This window comes from Rossellomorea sp. LjRoot5 (assembly GCF_964253455.1).
Lineage (GTDB): Bacteria > Bacillota > Bacilli > Bacillales > Bacillaceae_B > Rossellomorea.
The window spans coordinates 1,593,134-1,610,642 of the sequence record NZ_CAXUQN020000001.1 but is presented as its reverse complement, the minus strand read 5'-3'; the positions used below and the strand labels follow the sequence as shown (position 1 = coordinate 1,610,642).

Below are 17,509 nucleotides of genomic sequence, written 5' to 3'. Positions count from 1 at the left end.
TGTCCACTAATCCTCACTTTGATACAGCTTCGTCAGAACCTTGGACATATCGTTTGAAAAGAAATTAAGTAGACTGACGACACGGGAATACTCCATCCGGGTAGGCCCGATGATCGCAATGGAACCTAATTGTTCTTTGCCAATCGAATAAGTAGCGGTTATGAGACTGCAATTCTCCATAGCAAGATGATCGTTTTCTTTCCCGATCTTGATGTTCACCCCTGTGGCAGATGGGCGGATCAGGTTATAAATGCTTTCTTCCTGTTCGATCATTTCAAGAAGCATGCGGACCTTTTGTACATCATTAAATTCAGGCTGATTCAGGATATTGGTCTTTCCTCCAAAGAAAAGCTTATCCGTGACGGTTGGATTAAAGGAGTCCGTTAGGGAGTGGAGGATAAAATCATAATTCTGTATATGCTCTTTCAGTAAAAGAGCGACTTCTTTAAAGATTTTATCGTTTAACTCACTGATCGGAACACCCGTCAAGCGGTCATTTAATATGTGTACAAGCTTTTCAAGCTCTGATGCATCCATTGTCGGCGGAATATGGAACAGTTTATTTTCAACATGTCCGTTATCCGTGACGATGATGGCAATGGCCGTATCTTTGTTAAGAGGAATCAGCTGAATTTTTTTCAGCTTGTTTTCCTTTAAATCTGGCCCTAAAACAATCGTTGTATAATTGGTCAGCTCTGAAAGGATCTTCGCCGATTTCTGAACCACTTTCTCCAATTCATACATGCGCTCAGTAAAGATGGAGCGTAGTGCATGGACGTCATTCTTTTTTAATTTCTGTGGAGAAAGCAAGTGATCCACATAGTATCGATAGCCCTTTTCTGACGGTACGCGACCTGAGGATGTGTGGGTTTTTTCTATAAAGCCCAAATCCTCAAGATCTGCCATTTCATTACGGATCGTAGCTGAACTGAATGAAATCTCATCTTTTTTAGACAAGCTTCTTGAACCGACAGGCTGGGCAGACAGAATAAAATCATCAATGATCACTTGAAGAATTAGAAGTTGTCGATCTGTTAACAACATTCATCACCCCTGTTAGCACTCTACTAAGATGAGTGCTAAATCTAATTAATAAATTATCAAATCAGTAAAGGGATGTCAATATATTAGATTGGGTCTTTTCATTGGCCTTTTAAAAATAGCGAGTGGTGGTTGATTTCCGCTGCAGGTGCTCGCTTTCCGCGGGGCGTGAGTTGAGCCTCTTCGGGCTTCGCCCTGTGGGGTCTCAACATTCACGCGTTTCCCGCAGGAGTCGAGCACCTTCCGCTTCAATCAACTTAATTAGCATAAGCTAACCCGCACATTAGAACACAACTATTCGATTACACCCAGGAATGATTGAAATACTTCGTTTCCAAGGAAACGGCCCTGTTTTGTAAGTGCTATTCTCTCTTCATTTACTGAGAGCAGTCCGCGCTTTTCCATTTCTTCGATGGATGGGCCAAAGACGGATTCTATGCTCGATCCGAATTTTTGTTGGAAAATGGTTTTACTTACGCCTTCCACTTTACGCAACCCTAGGAACATTTCTTCTTCCATCATTTCGGCTTTGGTGACTTGATGCTCCTGGATGGTCGGGAGGGAACCTTCTGAAATTGGGTCCATGTATTTCTTGAGCGGTCCGTAGTTGGAATAACGTACTCCGTTTATATATCCGTGTGCACCTGCTCCTAAACCATAATATTCATTATTGTCCCAGTAAACGAGATTGTGTTTGCTTTCAAATCCCGGTTTGGCAAAATTACTGATCTCATATTGATTGATCCCATACTTCTCCATCGTTTCGATCAGGATCTCGTACATGGCTGCTTCCTGGTCCTGTGACGGGAGTGACAACTTACCCTTTCTCATCAAGTTATAGAAAACCGTTTTCGGCTCTACGATGAGCGAGTAGGCAGAGTAATGAGGAAGATCCAGGTCAAGCGCTTTTGTTAGTGTATCCCGAAAGTCCTCTTCTGTTTGCCTTGGAAGACTATAGATCAAATCAATGCTGATGTTTGAAAACCCTACTTTTTGAGCGTTTTCTACTGACGTATAGACATCTTCACTTTTATGGGTACGACCGATTCCTTTCAACAGTTCATCATTGAAGGATTGAACCCCGAAACTCAACCGATTCACACCGTTCTCCTTTAACACTCGAAGTTTCTCCTGTGTTAAATCACCAGGGTTTGCTTCGAAGGTAAATTCACCCTTTTCAAAAGGCAAATGGGTCGTGATGGATTTACACAGCGTATCGAGCTGCCTTGCATCCAGAGACGTCGGCGTACCACCGCCGACAAAAATGGTATCCAGTTTCTCAGAAGCTGAGACTCTATGTTTCATTTCCTGACCCAGGCTGATTAAGTATTCATTTACGGGCTGACCTTCCAGGAAAACTTTATTAAAATCACAATAGTGGCAGATATGTTCACAAAAAGGAATATGAATATAAGCTGATTTAACCAAGATTATCCCTCCTTTGGGGGCATTCATAGAGAAAAGGGGGTAAGCTGTGCTTGAAAAACAAGCCACTTTCCCCCTTTATCTGCATGACGATTATTTTTTATCCGTATCATCCATTTTCAGGACGGCCATGAAGGCTTCCTGCGGAACTTCAACATTCCCGACGGACTTCATACGTTTTTTACCTTCTTTTTGTTTATCAAGAAGCTTACGTTTACGCGAGATATCCCCACCATAACATTTTGCCAATACGTTCTTACGGATGGCTTTAATGGTCGATCTTGCTACAATCTTCTGTCCGATCGCTGCCTGGACGGGTACTTCGAATTGTTGTCTGGGAATTAATTCCTTCAGTTTCTCTACAATCAATTTCCCGCGTTCATAAGCAAAGTCACGGTGAACGATAAAGCTGAGAGCATCGACATTTTCAGCGTTCAGCAGGATATCCATTTTCACAAGCTTGGATTCCTTGTATCCAATCAGCTCATAATCAAATGAAGCGTATCCTTTCGTATTCGATTTCAACTGATCGAAGAAATCATATACGATTTCAGCAAGCGGGATTTCATAAACGATATTCACTCGTGTATCATCCATATACTGCATATCGATGAAGTTCCCGCGCTTTACTTGACAAAGCTCCATGACGGCACCTACATAGTCGTTCGGAACCATGATCGTTGCTTTGACATAAGGTTCTTCAACATGATCGACCTTTTGTGGATCCGGCATCATAGATGGGTTATCCACTTTCACTTCTTCACCGTCCGTCAATTTCACATGATAGATAACGCTTGGTGCCGTCGTGATCAGGTCGATTTTGAATTCCCGTTCGATACGTTCCTGAATGATCTCCATATGAAGAAGACCCAGGAATCCACAACGGAATCCAAACCCTAATGCCTGTGAAGTTTCAGGCTCGAATTGAAGGGCAGAGTCATTTAATTCAAGCTTTTCAAGCGCTTCTCTCAAATCGTTATAGCGATTTGAATCAATCGGATATAAACCGCAATAAACCATCGGATTCATTCGGCGATAACCAGGCAATGCTTCCTGTGCAGGATTATTGGCAAGGGTGATGGTATCCCCTACACGGGTGTCTCCAACGTTCTTGATCGCTGCAGTCAAATATCCGACATCCCCGACTGTCAATTCTTTCTGACCCGTCGCTTTCGGAGTGAAGACGCCGATCTCGGTCACTTCAAACTCTTTCCCTGTCGCCATCATGCGGACCTTATCCCCTACTTTGACGCTTCCATCCATTACACGGATGTAGGCAACGACTCCACGGTAGGCGTCATATAAAGAGTCAAAAATAAGGGCTTTCATTGGTGCATCGGGATCCCCTTGAGGAGCCGGCACCTTTTCTACCACCTGCTCAAGGATCTCTTCAATCCCGATTCCGGCTTTGGCTGAGGCAAGGACCGCTTCAGATGCATCAAGACCGATAACATCTTCCACTTCCTGACGAACTCTCTCGGGATCGGCTGCAGGAAGGTCGATTTTGTTGATGACTGGCAGGATTTCCAAGTTATTATCCAAAGCAAGATACACGTTTGCAAGCGTCTGGGCTTCAATCCCCTGAGCGGCGTCCACAACTAGGACAGCTCCCTCACAAGCTGCTAAACTGCGGGATACTTCGTATGTAAAGTCTACATGCCCCGGTGTATCAATCAGATGGAAAATATATTCTTCCCCATCCTTCGCCTGATACTTTAATTGCACAGAATTTAATTTAATGGTGATTCCACGCTCTCTCTCAAGGTCCATGGAATCCAGCAATTGGGCTTTCATTTCACGCGCCGTCAATGCTTTCGTCTTTTCTAATATACGATCGGCAAGGGTAGATTTCCCATGATCGATATGAGCAATAATGGAAAAGTTTCTTATTCTCGATTGTCTCTCTAATTTCTCTTCACGGTTCATTATTCGTTCAACTCCTGTTATTTCCACACATGTACACTATTTTGAATTATAGCAGTAGACTATATATTATTCAATGTAAACTAAAGGGCCTATCGGGAATTGACCGATTTCCTTGCATTTCGCGAATCTACCTGCCTCGTGAAACATGAAAAAAGGGATGCTGGAACAAAAGTGTTTAGTTAAAAGAATATCTGAATGATCATTCGAAATTCATTTCTGAAAATCGAAATCGTTCGGATAGATCATTTTGATGTAGTGAGTAGTGGTTGATTTCCGCTCCAGGTGCTCGCTTTCCGCGGGGCGTGAGTTGAGCCTCCTCGGGCTGCCCTGTGGGGTCTCAAGATCCAGCTACGGTGGCTAGCCCCTCGAGGTCATAAGCTAAATGGTCCAAGAAGGCACAAAGACGCCTTCTTAGCCCATTCATCTTATACTTGTCGGGGCTGAGCAAGCCACCTCCGCTTTTCAGGCTTTTCCGCGTTTCCCGCAGGAGTCGAGCACCTTCCGCTCCAATCAACTTTCCAAGCGTAAGGTTTCACTATAACAATTTAATGTCGAGATTACCTATTGCATACATCAATTCTTATCTCATAGTTGCAGTGACCGTAACCGTTACTTATATAAATTCTCTTCCTAACCTGATGTGAATGACTCATTTTGCTTCGACAGACCCAAAATAATCGAACATTCGAAAACTATAGTCTGTGTACAAATAACATAAACCTTGATGAATGACCCTTTTATTATTATAGCTAAAGCACATTCAGTATATATATCAGGATCTAGCTTTTGATTGGAGTGCAAGACGAAGACTCCTGCGGGAAAAGCGGAATAGGTAAGACCCCGCAGGAGCGACAGCTGTGAGGAGGCTTGCCTTCCGCCCGAGGAAAGCGAAGTCTTGCATGGAAATCAATAGCGGTGTGGCAAGCAAAACTAACTAATTTTTTGATTGTTCGTCTTTAGAGGAAATAAATTTAGTTATGCCCCAGCTTCTTTACGTTTAAATGAGCGAAGAAATCACATCCACTATTTTATTGGTGATGCTTTCGATGGTATTCGCTATGACTTTTCCGATGGAAGAGAATACATTAAAGGCTTTCATTTCTTCTAGCTTCTCTTTCTTTTCATTCAGCGTTTTGGAATCTACCTCATTCCCGAGGAACGATGCCTCGACATTTCCATCCCCGTTCTGATTGACACCGACAGGAGAAGTAAAGTTCTGCTGTTCATGTCCCTTCATATCCACGATTCCTTGATTGGCATATTGCATCCCGATCAGGACGCCGATAAATAATGCCGTGATAAGAAATGCACATTTAAAAAAGAATTTCGTCATGTTCATCCATCCTTTTCATTACTGCCTTACAGCAGGTGTAGTGAGTGAATCATCCACCTTTTCTGCCTGCCAGTAGTACTCAGCGAATACATCAGTGAATGCCTTCGCAGTCCTCTCCAGCTCCTCAAATGTATTATCCACCCCTCCGAATTCCAGGAGCATGGCGTTTCCGGAAAGGTCCTGATTGAATTTACCGTTTGTGCCACTTCCCTTTTTCGCAATGACACCACGTGAAATCCCTTTATAATGCGATTCCAATCGCTTATGAAGTTCAGTTGCCAGTTTCAGATTCTGTTCATAGTTCGGATGCTCTTCCCCAACAACAAATGCAAGCTTTGCGTAAGGTTTGCCCCCTATCGCCACGGTCGTCATATCTCTCCTCTGTGAATCCCGGTGAATATCCATCATATATAACAAATCTTTATTGCTGGTCATGGCTGCCTGCACCAGCGGCCGCGACTCCTGATAAGCCGCCCAGTAGTCAAGTCCCTTATGGTTTAAGTTTTGGATCACATCGGTCTTATTGATGCTCGTCCCTATCCCCTCGTCTTCCAAGCCCGTCTTCACCATTTCCCCCACCCTGGTGACATTGATCTTGGAATGCATGGCGGAATCCGGTTTGGACACTCCATCCAGATAAGGAAGATAGGATTCCCGCGTATGTGTGAAGTAAAGAAGGACCGTCTTTTTATTTCCCGTGGATAAAGGTGGCATCACGTCTCCGCCCTTTTGATTGGTTTCCTTCAGATCCCCGACATTCTTGAGTGGTGCTTCATTTTCAGCTTCGAGAGCTTCGGGTGGGGGAACCGATTCAATCGGCATATTCGTAAAGTCCGTCCCTTCCCCTGCCACCAGGATATCGCCGTCGAAAATCGAGAAACCCGGCAGTTCACGACCTAGAAAGCTTCGGGGATCTTCGAAACTTACGTTGGTGGCCACCTGAAAGAACATGGATGACAAGCTGGGGAGTGCCTGATCCTCTTCTGGCAATATTTGATTGAAGGACCGGTTTTCCAGCGCCAACATTTTATATAATGTCTCTCCCTTCACACTGGAAGCGGCCTGGTTCAACGAATTTGACGTTATTCTAAATTCAGGGTTCAAAGAAGTGAGGATACCGATCATTGAAAAAACCGAGAGCAATCCTGCAATGAAGATCAGCGTCCCTTTCAGTATCGTAGACATTTGAATGGCGATGACATAGTTAGAGTCTTTGTATGATCTCATTCTCCCACCCTTTCTTTTCTCTACTCTAGTACAACCTATGACATTGATAGAGATAGTAGAACTGTATGTAGTAGTCATTATGAGATGATTGATAGAAAGTTAAACGGTGGAGTCTAGTATTTTTCGTGATGGAAAGGTGCTTTTTGGTTGGATTTTCATGAGAAAGGGAAACTTTTTCCCATAGTAAAAACGCCTCGAGGTCCACACTTCCCCTCAAGGCGTAATCATCTAAATCCACTATCTCGTCTGATACCCCGTATTCGCCTGATTCACCGCATCATGGAGCGCGGCATTGAGGCCGCTTGCGATGAGGTTCGCCATGTCCTCCATGAACACATCCACTTCTTTCGGGGTGACCATCAGGTTATGGCCGATCGGAGAAAGGACTTCATGTATCAATTTTCGTTTTTCCTGATCTTCAAGGGTTCCGACGATCCCCATGAAGGTTTGTCGATGCTGTTCTTCCGGGAGGTCTTCCTCGGTTAGCTTCCTTCTTTCACCGAAGCTGAGTCCTGCAGGAGCAAGGGATCGTGAGGGACGGTCACCTTCTCTCATTTCTTTCCCAAAATGTTTCAAGAGGAAATCCACTGTATCGCTGACGATAGTCACGGCATCCAGTACAGTCGGAACACCGATGGCAATGACGGGAACACCCAACGTTTCCTGATCCAGCCCTTTTCGTTTATTCCCCACTCCGGACCCTGGATGGATTCCGGTATCTGATATCTGGATCGTCGCATTCACGCGTTCAATCGACCGGGAAGCCAAGGCGTCGATGGCGATGATAAAGTCAGGCTTTGATTTCTCCACTACTCCGAAAATGATATCACTCGTTTCAATCCCTGTTAGTCCCATGACACCCGGAACGAGGGCACTGACCGGTCGATACCCTTCTTCCACCGATTCCGGCTGCAGTTCAAATAGATGTCTCGTCACTATGATGTCTTCACATACCCTTGGACCCAATGAATCCGGGGTCACATTCCAGTTGCCGAGGCCGACGATCAAACAGCTAGCATTTTTACCGATCTTGTTATTGATCAGGAATTGATTGAATTCATTGGCGAATATATTTTCGACCTTCTGTTGCAGCTCTGTGTTTTCCTCACGGATACCATGAGCCTCGATGGTCAGATAGTTACCGGGTTTTTTTCCGATTTTTTCTTCCCCTTCTGGCGTGACCGTGACCAGGGAAACCTTCACTCCATCTTCTTCTTTTTCTTTAATCATGACACCCTGAATGGAGGACGTATCCTCCCCTTTATCACTGACGACCATTTCCCTTGCTTCAACGGCAAGATCGGTACGCACACAATATTTACTAAGATCGATTTCTTCTTTTTTCATTTCGACTCTACCTCCAGGCTTGGGATATTATCCAGTATTTTTTTATGTTTACCTTTTTGGTATGTGTTCATTCACTTGTTTAATTTCGCTCCATAGTATTGCAATATCACTGTCCGTTTGGTAAAATATCATTTGTTCTTATTGTTTAGGAATTTAAATCGAGTCACATAGAATCTCGATCCTTTTCTAGGAGGTGACAGGAATGCCAAACATCAAATCAGCTATCAAACGCGTAAAAACAAACAACGAGCGTAACACTCAAAACGCTGCAGTAAAATCTACTATGCGTACTGCTATCAAGAAAGCAGAAGCAGCAGCGACTAACAGCGCTGACAATGCGAAAGATCTAGTAACTGAAGCGGTACGTCAATTAGACAAAGCAGCTCAAAAAGGTCTTATTCACAAAAACGCTGCAGATCGTCAAAAGTCTCGCCTAATGAAAAAAGCGAACTAATTGAAAAAAACCACCGAACCAAATGGTCCGGTGGTTTTTTTATGTAAAACTTTGATCATGAAGTTTAAACAGGAACATTTCGATCATCAATTCTTTTTTGATCTTTCCTGTTTTGATTTCATAATCCCCTTGTGAAAGGGTATCGATGATATGGGCAAGCTGCTTATCATTGAAATGCTTCGCCTGTCCCGCTGCGAGTTTTACCCTGAACGGATGCACTTTCAAAGTGGAAGCAATTTTTTGTTGTCCGTATCCCCTTCGCGAAAGTTCCTTGGCGCCATAAATAAGGCGGAACTGCCCTGCAAGGATCGCCAGGATTTTAAGCGGTTCTTCGTTTTGCTTGAGCAGATCGTAATAGATCCTTAATGCCTCATCGATCCTTCTTTGAACAACTTTGTCCACTAATGTGAAAATATTTTGTTCCAACGACCTGGCCGTCAATCGTTCGACGACTTCCACATCGATCCGGTTGGTGTCGCTTGCATATAAAGAAAGCTTATCCAATTCCTGAGTGAGCATCATCAGATTTGTGCCTGCTAATGTCAGCAGTAATTCGACGGCATCTTCATCGATCTGAACACTATTCCCGGCAGCACGCTCCCTTACCCAGGATTTCAATTCATGCTCATTCAACTTTTTGGCTTCGACAACTTCAGCCCTCTTTTTTAAGGACTTGGTGATCTTTTTACGCTCGTCCAGTTTTTCATAATTCGCCGTGATCACAAGGATCGTGTACGGTGCAGGTGATTGTATGTACTGTTCAAAGCGCTTGATATTATGTTCTACTTTTTCTTTAGTTTTTTCAGCAGTCAAAAAAACGGGGTTTTGGATAACGACGACTCTTCTTTCTCCCATGAACGGAAAGGTCTCTGCGTCTTCTATCGCTACTTCTATCGGTGTTTCCTCCAGGTCATAGCTGGAAAAATTAAAATCCATTTCTTCTTCTGAAACGGCACTTGAAACAATTCTTTGTTTCGTTTCATTAATAATAAATGACTCATTTCCGTAAACTAAATATATAGCGGCAAATTGAGATTTCTCTATTTTTTTCCATGTATCAATAACCAAGTCAGCACTCTCCATTAAGTCTTTTCTCTACTCTATGGTAAAAAAGCTTTTTGGATTTGGCAAGGGGTAAAGGGGACATCCCTCATATAGGACACCCCCTATATCTATATTAACGCTAACGGATAAGACCTAGGAACCTTATCCGTCAAGCGGTATTTCCTTTGTATTGATTAGTGTCACCACGTGCTCTCAAAGTTATGGGTGACAACTCTTGTCAATAAAGGAAAAAGTAAAGGGAAGTATAGATTTTTCAGTAACGTTGTTCTATACTAGAATAGAAATAGGAGGGGTAGTTGTGAACCAATTTGAAAAGAATGTACAATCAAAAAGAAATGATGCTGTAGATTCTGGCGTCGGCTTCGGTGTTTCTTTTGGTTTCTTTGCCGTAATGTTCATTATTGCAACAGTTATCAAAACGATTGGCTCTTAATGAAAAATAGGAGGCAGGCCTGAAAGATTCCGGTTACTTCAATTTCCATATATGGTACTGACCGTATCATAAGGATGCTTTGAAGGCGCCTGATTCTTCCTCGATGGGTCTGCCCCTTTTTCATTAGCGCTTAATTTGTTTTGTTCTACATCCTATGGCAGGTGGGCTGAAAACGTTCCTTTTTTATCCCAAAAACGATAGGTGATTGCCCCGCTCACTGACGTACAATAAATCGTCATTCCCCTTTCCTTTAATCGCTCCACCACTTCAGGGTGGGGGTGTCCGAAGCGATTGGTTTCTCCCGCGGAGATCACCGCGACTTTCGGGTTCGTTTCATTCAGGAACGTTTCCGATGTACTGGTATTGCTGCCATGATGACCGATTTTCAACACATCCACAGGCAGATCGAATGTTGTAACAAACGCTTTTTCCCCTTCCTTCTCCAGATCACCCGTAAACAACCATTTCTTTGATCCGAATTGACCGTATAGAACAATGGAGTCATTATTCCCTTCATACTCAGCATCAAGGGGGGATACGATATGCAGCCCATCACGGTCTCCACGCCATCTATCAGGATACATCGCTTCTTTGACAGAGATCCTTTTTTCCTGAGCCATTTTGACAATCCTATCCACCTCCACCTTCTCACGGCTGCCGGGACTGATCAATAATTCTCCGACTTTCATTTCGTTTAATACCGCTTCCGCTCCCCCTGTATGATCAAGATCTCCATGAGTTAAAATCAATGCATCAATGGATGTGATTCCCTTACTTTTTAAAAAAGGCACCACAATGTCCTCCCCTACTGAAAACCGGTTTTCTTTCTCCTCCCATTTTTCTTTAGGGAACGTCACTTCCCCTCCTGCATCAATTAAATATGTGCCATGGTTGTATGGCAGATCGATCAGGGTTGCATCTCCCTGACCTACATCAATGAAGACAATCTCTCCATAAGGATGGTAGTTATTCAAGGAGAGATGAAAGACGGTAAAAAGAAAAAGCAGAACGATGGAAAGGTATTTTCTCCTCTCTATCCCAACGAATACAAAATAAATAAGAATGAGATACCCCAGGAGAAGAACAGCATTCGGCCTCCCCATTATCAAGGTGCTAAATGGAAAAGAAGCAACGGCAGAGGATAACCATTGAATTCCTTCCAGAAGAATTTGATAAGGGATCATGGACCATCCAGCCGATACTACTGAAATGAAGAGATAGGTGAGGATGGCCATCGGAAGGATGATAATGGAAAAAAGGGGGACATATAGGATATTAGTCAGAAAACCGATCAAAGAGAACTCATAGAAATGATAGATCACGAAGGGGATGGAAGATAATTGGGCCACCATCGTGACGGTGACCATTTGTTTGAAGGAAGAAGACGCCTGTAAAATGGTCCGGGAAGAAAGCACAAGTGAAAAACTGACTGCGAATGAGAGCTGAAAGCCCACATTGTAAACCGAGAATGGATCGTATAAGACAATGAGAAGGAACACTGTGGCCAGGCTATCGATTACACCGATATTCCAGGAGGTCTTTTTGCCGAGGATGAGGATAATCAGCATGAAGGATGCACGTACAACAGAAGGAGAGCCACCCGTCAATACAATATAGCATAGAAGAAACATAATCCCTGTCCAAGATGCCGCTTCCCTCGTCAGGCCTATCCTTAGCAATAAATAATGAAGGATCGCAAACAAAAGTCCCACATGAAGACCTGAAATGGCAAGGAGATGAACGACCCCGAGCTCCCTGAATGCCTTCAGTGTATCCTCTGTAATCATCCCTGTCTCCCCGAACAGTAATGCCTGTGTGATACCAACCGTTGAAGAGGGGAACTCCTGTTCAATTCTTTTTAATCCTTGAAATCTAAGCTGTGTAAGGGCATGTTTCCAGGTGCTTCGATCCACACATCCCTCAAATCCCTGTACCTCAAGGATCCAATATACCCCTTGATGGGACAGATAGTCTTTATAATTGAATGAATTTGGATTTTTACCCGGCTGAGGTTCTGCCACCTGTCCTTTAACATTGCAAACAAAACCGGGATTTATTTCTGAAAATTTCCGTTTTTCCTCTTCGGTATAAAAATAATAACGAAGCAGGATTTTCTCATTCTTCACTTTCGCAAATGAAACAAAGGAGCTTCCGTCAATGGTGGGGATCTCATCTATAAATACTTGATGGGTTGAAGGTTCAGATTGCGGGGTAAGATCTGATTTCTGGTTTTTCTCATATAAAAAGGTGTGAAAGTAAGAAATGATTACCAGGAGAAATGAAACGAAAAGGATGGTACGGGGCATTTTTCTGAGGAAAAGGGAAAGGATGAGGAGAACAAGGACGACAGCACCCCAAAGAAATTGAAGTGCCAGCAATGTCCCTGATAGAGCCGACAACGCCAAATAGATGCATAAGCCTCTACTCATTAAAAAGCTTTATGTATTCTTGCTCATAATAGTGAAGCTTCTCCTCGGCAACTCCCTGTTGCCTCAGATCCTCTATCAATCGGATCATGAGCGTTGCTTTTTCCTTGTGTTTCACATCGATACTGCTTTCCTGGAAAGGCACTTTTTCCACATGGACGTCTGCCTTTTTGAACAGCTCGATGGCGTACGGATGATTTTTATAATCTTTTGCATAGTAAACTGTTTTGATACCCGCCTGTATGAGCGCCTTACAGCATTGAAGGCAAGGAAAGTGCGTAACGTATATGTCCGCATTCTCCGTCCCTACCCCGAACTTAGAACATTGCAGGAGTGCATTCATTTCTGCGTGGATGGTCCTCACACAGTGATTGTCAATGACATAGCACCCTTCATCTATACAATGATCTCCGCCTGCTATGGAGCCATTATAGCCTCCTGCAATGATCCGCTTATCACGGACGATGGTTGCCCCCACCGCCAGTCTCGTACACGTGCTGCGGAGGGCGAGCAGTTGACTTTGAGCCATGAAATATTGATGCCATGCAATTCTTTCCATCCCCATTCTCCCTTCTCTTGTTTTGCGTTTTATTTTAATGCTTGTTTAAGTGTATAAATACTACCTGCATTTCGTCAATCATTGGACAAAAATATGTTCTTTTAATTTCTCGAAAGTTTTTTCTCCAATTCCTGAAATGTTTGTGATTTCTTCAATGGATTTGAACGGACCATTTTCTTCACGGTATTGGATAAAGGTGGCTGCTTTCGATGGTCCTATTCCAGGAAGGGTCTCGAATTCGGCTTCTGAGGCTGTATTGATATTGAGTTTATCCTCTCCTGATTCCGCACCTGAAGAAACAGGGGCAGGAAGTGACTGAGGCGTCGTTTCCATTTCACCGATTTTCGGGACATAGATCATCATTTCGTCCGTCACTTTAACGGCGAGATTCATCAACTTTTTGTCTGCATCCTTTGTGAATCCACCGGCCCTGTCTATGACGAACTTAAGCCTGTCTCCCTGCTTGACTTCATAAAGACCGGGATTCACCACCTCACCCTTTACGTCCACAAACACTTTTTCAGGACTCTTCGCTATTTCAGGATTTTCAGGCTTTTCAGGCACTTTCACTTCTGCTGCTGCAGTAAAGGAAGGTTCTTCAACGGGAGCCTCCCCGGCATTTTTCAATATATACCCAATCAGGAAAACGGCACAAATCGCGAGGATCACAAGGATGGTTCGGTACTTTTCGATTAAGGACTGCATGGAAATCACCTCTGTTGGAATATTCATTGCATGGAATTCATACCCTTTAGGAGAGAGTGGGAAAGAAGGAGGGCTGAACATGAAAATAGGTATCATCGGAACGGGAAACATGGGGAAAATCATTATTGAAGCTCTCATTGAATCACAGGCGATTTCTCCTTCACATCTTCATATTACGAATCGTTCATTAAAAAAAGCCGAGGATATAAAAGAGAAATTCCGCAACGTGAACATAGCTCATACGAATGAAGAGGTCATTTCTTCATCTGATCTGGTCTTCATCTGCGTCAAGCCGCATGATGTGTATGATGTGATTCAAGAGAATAAGAAAAACTTCACAAAAGACAAATGTGTCGTTTCCATCACAAGCCCGGTAAGTGTGAATCAATTGGAATCCTTATTACCCTGTTCCTGCGCACGATTCATTCCAAGCATCACAAACCGCGCACTGAGTGGTGTGTCACTTCTAACATATGGAAGTCATTGTTCAGATAAATGGAGACGGGAATTAACGAAGTTTGCCGGACAAATCTCTACTCCAGTCGAGATTGAGGAAAATGTAACTCGGGTAGCGTCTGATATCGTCAGCTGCGGGCCGGCTTTTTTCAGTTATGTGACGCAGAGATTCATTGATGCTGCAGCGGAAGTGACTGAGATAGATTCTGAAACAGCAACTGTCCTCGCTTCTGAAATGCTGGTGGGTCTTGGGGACCTGCTGAAAAAGAACATCTATACGTTACCGACACTTCAAGAGAAGGTTTGTGTAAAAGGAGGGGTGACCGGGATAGGGATTTCTGTAATGGAAAGAGAGTTGGGAGATGTCTTCGAGAAGCTATTTGAAGCCACGCAGGAAAAATTCGCGGATGATATTGAAGGAACCAAATCACAGTTCGGGGTCTAGGAAGATTACCCTTTACTTATACTTCGACATAAATTGATTTTTCCCTTCTTTTTTCTAAAATTTCAATCCTGTCTTCAACGAAGATAAGCCGGATCGCTCTCATTTTGAGACGACCCGGCTTTTGATTATTTCTTTTTACACGCGAAGAAGATTCTCTCACTCTTATCTGACGGAGATTCTTCCGTAAAGTCCGCTGTTATATTCAACACATCGAATCCGATGCGGACGAGCCACTCCTTTACCATAAGGATTGGATAGGTACGCTGTTTGTGCAATTCTTCCACTCTCTCGTACTGTCCGGTTTCCTCATCTTCCACGAAAAAAGTCAGTTCATGTTCCACACTATTGGGAACTTCACCGGGGAAGCAATCCCATATATAGGATACCTGTTCATCTGACAGGGTAAAGGTTTGGTTCATGAATATCTCCGTCATTTTGTAAATGGAATGCACATCAAAAAGGAATAGCCCATCCTGCTTTAGATGGGCATAGACCCTATTAAATGTGTTCTCCACGTCATTCTCGTCTTCCAGGTAATTCAATGAATCACAAAAAATCGTAATGATGTCGTATTCACCAAGGGAATCGAGTCTCGACATATCCTGTTGAAATAATTGGATCTGAACATTCTGTGCCGATGCCTTTTCCTGAGCGATGGTGAGCATGTCCTGAGACAAGTCGACCCCCGTCACATCATATCCGTCACGAGCTAGCCTCAACGATAATTCCCCTGTTCCACAAGCGATATCAAGAACTTTCTTCCCTTGGATCGAATAATGTTCTGCCTGCCGGTTCACATATTCCAACCAGCCGTCGTACGGGACGTCCTGCATTAAATAATCGTATACATAAGCAAAACGCTCATAGCTCATTTAGAGGTTCTCACCTTGTCCGACCTCGACGAATAATGCGTCTCCCCATAAACGTTCAAGATTATAGTAACCTCTTTCTTCTTTATGGAACACGTGAGCGACGACATCGCCTAAATCAACTAATATCCAGCGTGCCTGGTCAAACCCTTCCAATCGTTTGACTGTGTACCCCTTTTCTTCTGCTGCGTCTTTCAATTCACGCGCGATCGCCTGTACCTGTTTGTCCGAGTTTCCGTGGCAGATCAGGAAATAATCCGCAATTAACGAAACACCTTTCATATCCAATACAACAATATCCTCAGCGCGTTTATCATCAGCAGCTTTAAATGCTAATTCTACTAAATTTTGTTCCATTCCTTCATCTCCTCTGATTTAATGTCAGTTCATTGTAAAAGCGAAATGTATCCGGATAGATCGCTTGATTCTTTTTCATAAGAAACGTGATCGTATTCTGAAGAGCTTTAATGAGTGCAAGGTCCAATGATTCCTTAGCAAGCTCCCTCACTTCTTCCACCCCAGGGAACCTGCGATTCGGCTCAATATAGTCAGCTAAATAAACCACCTTGTCGAGTACCGTCATCCCCTCTTTCCCGGAAGTATGGAAGCGGATGGCATTCAGGATATCCCGGTCTTCTATCCCGATCTCACGTTCAACAAGGATAGCTCCTACGGGCGCGTGCCATAACTCGCCATTATATAGTAAAAGATCCTTTGAAAGACTCTCCCTTTCAATGATCCCCTGCATTTCCTGTTTATCCCGAAACTTTGCATAGTCATGAAAGATCGCAGCTGTTTCAGCCTTTTTCTCATCGGCTCCATATCGTTTCGCAAGCTCAATGCTCGTCTCCATTACACCACATGTGTGAATGTAGCGATGTTCAGTCAAATGCTTTTTAACCATATCGAGTGCTTTTTCCCTATTCATATAACTTCTCCTCCTTGATAAATCGATACACGTCGTCCGGAACCAAATAGCGAACCGATTGTCCCTTATTTACTGTGTCACGAATGTAAGAAGAAGAAAGGTCGATGGCCGGCACTTCGATCAATTGTACGTTAAAGGAAGTCTCATGGGTATAATCCGGACGATTGACCCCGATGAACTTCACCATAGTCTGAAGCTCATCGATTTTATACCACTTCGGGAGATACTCGATCATATCCCCGCCTATGATAAACGAAAATTCGGTGTTCTCTTCTCTTTCCATCAAAAGCTTGATGGTGTCATATGTGTAGGAGGCACCCTGACGTTCAAGTTCTATCCGTTCAATGGAAAAACGGGGATGACCCCCAATGGCTGCCTCTAGCATCCGAAGCCGTTGATCCACTGTTACCCTTTCATCCACCTGTTTGTGGGGAGGTACATGGTTAGGAAGAAAGCGGATTTCATCTAATTGTGCCTTTTCTAACACCTGCTCTGCAATGACCAAGTGACCCATATGGGGAGGATTGAATGTCCCTCCCAGAAGTCCAACCTTTTTTTTCATCATCGTATCGATCCTTATCTTGGCAGGATTAATTGCTTGTTTTCTTTCGATTCTTTGTATAGGACAATGGTATTTCCAATGATCTGGACAATTTCAGCCCCTACACCTTCCGAAAGTTCCTGTGCAACGTCAGACTTATCCATATCACAGTTTTGAAGGATGCTGATTTTCATTAATTCCCTTATTTCAATTGCTTCACCGACCGTTTTAATCATATTATCGTTGACTCCGCCTTTTCCTACTTGAAAAACCGGATTTAAGTGATGTGCTTCTGAACGTAAAAACCTTTTTTGTTTACCTGTTAACAT

At 43.5% G+C, this 17,509-nt stretch carries 18 protein-coding genes; 3 read left to right on the top strand and 15 right to left on the bottom strand.

Features of this window, described 5'->3' with window-relative positions; genetic code table 11:
- Positions 1–6: 6 nt before the first annotated feature.
- From hrcA to gpr, 6 genes are all read right to left on the bottom strand, one after another.
- Positions 7–1,041 (bottom strand): heat-inducible transcriptional repressor HrcA, encoded by a 1,035-nt coding sequence (hrcA, locus tag ACSQ2E_RS08180; protein WP_435994453.1) that lies wholly within the window; start codon positions 1,039–1,041, stop codon positions 7–9.
- 294 nt (positions 1,042–1,335) lie between these two features.
- On the bottom strand, positions 1,336–2,496 hold the full coding sequence (hemW, locus tag ACSQ2E_RS08175; RefSeq protein WP_435994451.1) for a radical SAM family heme chaperone HemW: 1,161 nt from the start codon (positions 2,494–2,496) through the stop codon (positions 1,336–1,338).
- 63 nt (positions 2,497–2,559) lie between these two features.
- Positions 2,560–4,392: a translation elongation factor 4 gene (gene lepA, locus ACSQ2E_RS08170; RefSeq protein ID WP_435990086.1), complete on the bottom strand. Its 1,833-nt coding sequence runs from the start codon at positions 4,390–4,392 to the stop codon at positions 2,560–2,562.
- Between the two features lie 997 nt (positions 4,393–5,389).
- Positions 5,390–5,725, bottom strand: a complete 336-nt coding sequence (locus tag ACSQ2E_RS08165; RefSeq protein WP_435990085.1) for a DUF3679 domain-containing protein — start codon at positions 5,723–5,725, stop codon at positions 5,390–5,392.
- A gap of 18 nt (positions 5,726–5,743) precedes the next feature.
- Positions 5,744–6,952 (bottom strand): stage II sporulation protein P, encoded by a 1,209-nt coding sequence (gene spoIIP, locus ACSQ2E_RS08160; RefSeq protein ID WP_435990084.1) that lies wholly within the window; start codon positions 6,950–6,952, stop codon positions 5,744–5,746.
- A gap of 237 nt (positions 6,953–7,189) precedes the next feature.
- Positions 7,190–8,299, bottom strand: a complete 1,110-nt coding sequence (gene gpr, locus ACSQ2E_RS08155; RefSeq protein ID WP_435990083.1) for a GPR endopeptidase — start codon at positions 8,297–8,299, stop codon at positions 7,190–7,192.
- Positions 8,300–8,501: 202 nt separating this feature from the next.
- Between gpr and rpsT the strand changes: the two genes are divergently transcribed.
- Entirely contained in the window at positions 8,502–8,753 is a 252-nt protein-coding gene (gene rpsT, locus ACSQ2E_RS08150; RefSeq protein WP_435990082.1) for a 30S ribosomal protein S20, read from the top strand.
- A 39-nt stretch (positions 8,754–8,792) separates the two neighbouring features.
- On the opposite strand, the gene holA is transcribed toward rpsT, so the two are convergent.
- A complete protein-coding gene (gene holA, locus ACSQ2E_RS08145) occupies positions 8,793–9,821 on the bottom strand; it encodes a DNA polymerase III subunit delta (RefSeq protein WP_435990081.1) in 1,029 nt (342 codons plus the stop codon).
- 295 nt (positions 9,822–10,116) lie between these two features.
- Here holA and ACSQ2E_RS08140 point away from each other — a divergent pair, with 295 nt between their 5' ends.
- On the top strand, positions 10,117–10,251 hold the full coding sequence (locus ACSQ2E_RS08140) for a YqzM family protein (protein WP_435990080.1): 135 nt from the start codon (positions 10,117–10,119) through the stop codon (positions 10,249–10,251).
- A gap of 152 nt (positions 10,252–10,403) precedes the next feature.
- On the opposite strand, the gene ACSQ2E_RS08135 is transcribed toward ACSQ2E_RS08140, so the two are convergent.
- The 3 genes from ACSQ2E_RS08135 to ACSQ2E_RS08125 form a co-directional block, all read right to left on the bottom strand.
- The gene (locus tag ACSQ2E_RS08135) at positions 10,404–12,680 is read right to left on the bottom strand and encodes a DNA internalization-related competence protein ComEC/Rec2 (RefSeq protein ID WP_435990079.1); all 2,277 of its coding nucleotides are present in this window, start codon (positions 12,678–12,680) and stop codon (positions 10,404–10,406) included.
- Complete coding sequence (locus ACSQ2E_RS08130) at positions 12,673–13,236, bottom strand: ComE operon protein 2 (protein ID WP_435990078.1); 564 nt, start codon at positions 13,234–13,236, stop codon at positions 12,673–12,675. Before ACSQ2E_RS08130 ends, ACSQ2E_RS08135 begins: the two co-directional genes overlap by 8 nt.
- A 78-nt stretch (positions 13,237–13,314) precedes the next feature.
- The gene (locus ACSQ2E_RS08125; RefSeq protein WP_435990077.1) at positions 13,315–13,941 is read right to left on the bottom strand and encodes a helix-hairpin-helix domain-containing protein; all 627 of its coding nucleotides are present in this window, start codon (positions 13,939–13,941) and stop codon (positions 13,315–13,317) included.
- 79 nt (positions 13,942–14,020) lie between these two features.
- On the opposite strand from ACSQ2E_RS08125, the gene comER reads away from it, so the two are divergent.
- Positions 14,021–14,842 (top strand): late competence protein ComER, encoded by an 822-nt coding sequence (gene comER / locus ACSQ2E_RS08120; RefSeq protein WP_435990076.1) that lies wholly within the window; start codon positions 14,021–14,023, stop codon positions 14,840–14,842.
- 125 nt (positions 14,843–14,967) lie between these two features.
- Here comER and ACSQ2E_RS08115 read toward each other — a convergent pair whose 3' ends face one another.
- Genes ACSQ2E_RS08115 through yhbY form a run of 5 tightly spaced genes read right to left on the bottom strand, consistent with a single transcriptional unit; the run spans position 14,968 to position 17,509 of the window.
- Positions 14,968–15,714: a class I SAM-dependent DNA methyltransferase gene (locus tag ACSQ2E_RS08115; protein ID WP_435990075.1), complete on the bottom strand. Its 747-nt coding sequence runs from the start codon at positions 15,712–15,714 to the stop codon at positions 14,968–14,970.
- Entirely contained in the window at positions 15,715–16,068 is a 354-nt protein-coding gene (gene rsfS, locus ACSQ2E_RS08110; RefSeq protein WP_435990074.1) for a ribosome silencing factor, read from the bottom strand.
- Between the two features lie 4 nt (positions 16,069–16,072).
- Complete coding sequence (gene yqeK / locus ACSQ2E_RS08105; RefSeq protein ID WP_435990073.1) at positions 16,073–16,639, bottom strand: bis(5'-nucleosyl)-tetraphosphatase (symmetrical) YqeK; 567 nt, start codon at positions 16,637–16,639, stop codon at positions 16,073–16,075.
- Positions 16,632–17,201, bottom strand: a complete 570-nt coding sequence (locus ACSQ2E_RS08100; RefSeq protein WP_435994449.1) for a nicotinate-nucleotide adenylyltransferase — start codon at positions 17,199–17,201, stop codon at positions 16,632–16,634. Before ACSQ2E_RS08100 ends, yqeK begins: the two co-directional genes overlap by 8 nt.
- 14 nt (positions 17,202–17,215) lie before the next feature.
- A complete protein-coding gene (gene yhbY / locus ACSQ2E_RS08095; protein ID WP_435990072.1) occupies positions 17,216–17,509 on the bottom strand; it encodes a ribosome assembly RNA-binding protein YhbY in 294 nt (97 codons plus the stop codon).

What these genes read in the sequence shown, in the direction of transcription:
- hemW (WP_435994451.1), bottom strand. Translation starts at nt 2,496, where the DNA reads ATGAATGCCCCCAAAGGAGGGATAATCTTGGTTAAATCAGCTTATATT.
- lepA (WP_435990086.1), bottom strand. Translation starts at nt 4,392, where the DNA reads ATGAACCGTGAAGAGAAATTAGAGAGACAATCGAGAATAAGAAACTTT.
- ACSQ2E_RS08165 (WP_435990085.1), bottom strand. Translation starts at nt 5,725, where the DNA reads ATGACGAAATTCTTTTTTAAATGTGCATTTCTTATCACGGCATTATTT.
- spoIIP (WP_435990084.1), bottom strand. Translation starts at nt 6,952, where the DNA reads ATGAGATCATACAAAGACTCTAACTATGTCATCGCCATTCAAATGTCT.
- gpr (WP_435990083.1), bottom strand. Translation starts at nt 8,299, where the DNA reads ATGAAAAAAGAAGAAATCGATCTTAGTAAATATTGTGTGCGTACCGAT.
- rpsT (WP_435990082.1), top strand. Translation starts at nt 8,502, where the DNA reads ATGCCAAACATCAAATCAGCTATCAAACGCGTAAAAACAAACAACGAG.
- ACSQ2E_RS08135 (WP_435990079.1), bottom strand. Translation starts at nt 12,680, where the DNA reads ATGAGTAGAGGCTTATGCATCTATTTGGCGTTGTCGGCTCTATCAGGG.
- ACSQ2E_RS08130 (WP_435990078.1), bottom strand. Translation starts at nt 13,236, where the DNA reads ATGGAAAGAATTGCATGGCATCAATATTTCATGGCTCAAAGTCAACTG.
- ACSQ2E_RS08125 (WP_435990077.1), bottom strand. Translation starts at nt 13,941, where the DNA reads ATGCAGTCCTTAATCGAAAAGTACCGAACCATCCTTGTGATCCTCGCG.
- comER (WP_435990076.1), top strand. Translation starts at nt 14,021, where the DNA reads ATGAAAATAGGTATCATCGGAACGGGAAACATGGGGAAAATCATTATT.
- ACSQ2E_RS08115 (WP_435990075.1), bottom strand. Translation starts at nt 15,714, where the DNA reads ATGAGCTATGAGCGTTTTGCTTATGTATACGATTATTTAATGCAGGAC.
- rsfS (WP_435990074.1), bottom strand. Translation starts at nt 16,068, where the DNA reads ATGGAACAAAATTTAGTAGAATTAGCATTTAAAGCTGCTGATGATAAA.
- yqeK (WP_435990073.1), bottom strand. Translation starts at nt 16,639, where the DNA reads ATGAATAGGGAAAAAGCACTCGATATGGTTAAAAAGCATTTGACTGAA.
- ACSQ2E_RS08100 (WP_435994449.1), bottom strand. Translation starts at nt 17,201, where the DNA reads ATGAAAAAAAAGGTTGGACTTCTGGGAGGGACATTCAATCCTCCCCAT.
- yhbY (WP_435990072.1), bottom strand. Translation starts at nt 17,509, where the DNA reads ATGTTAACAGGTAAACAAAAAAGGTTTTTACGTTCAGAAGCACATCAC.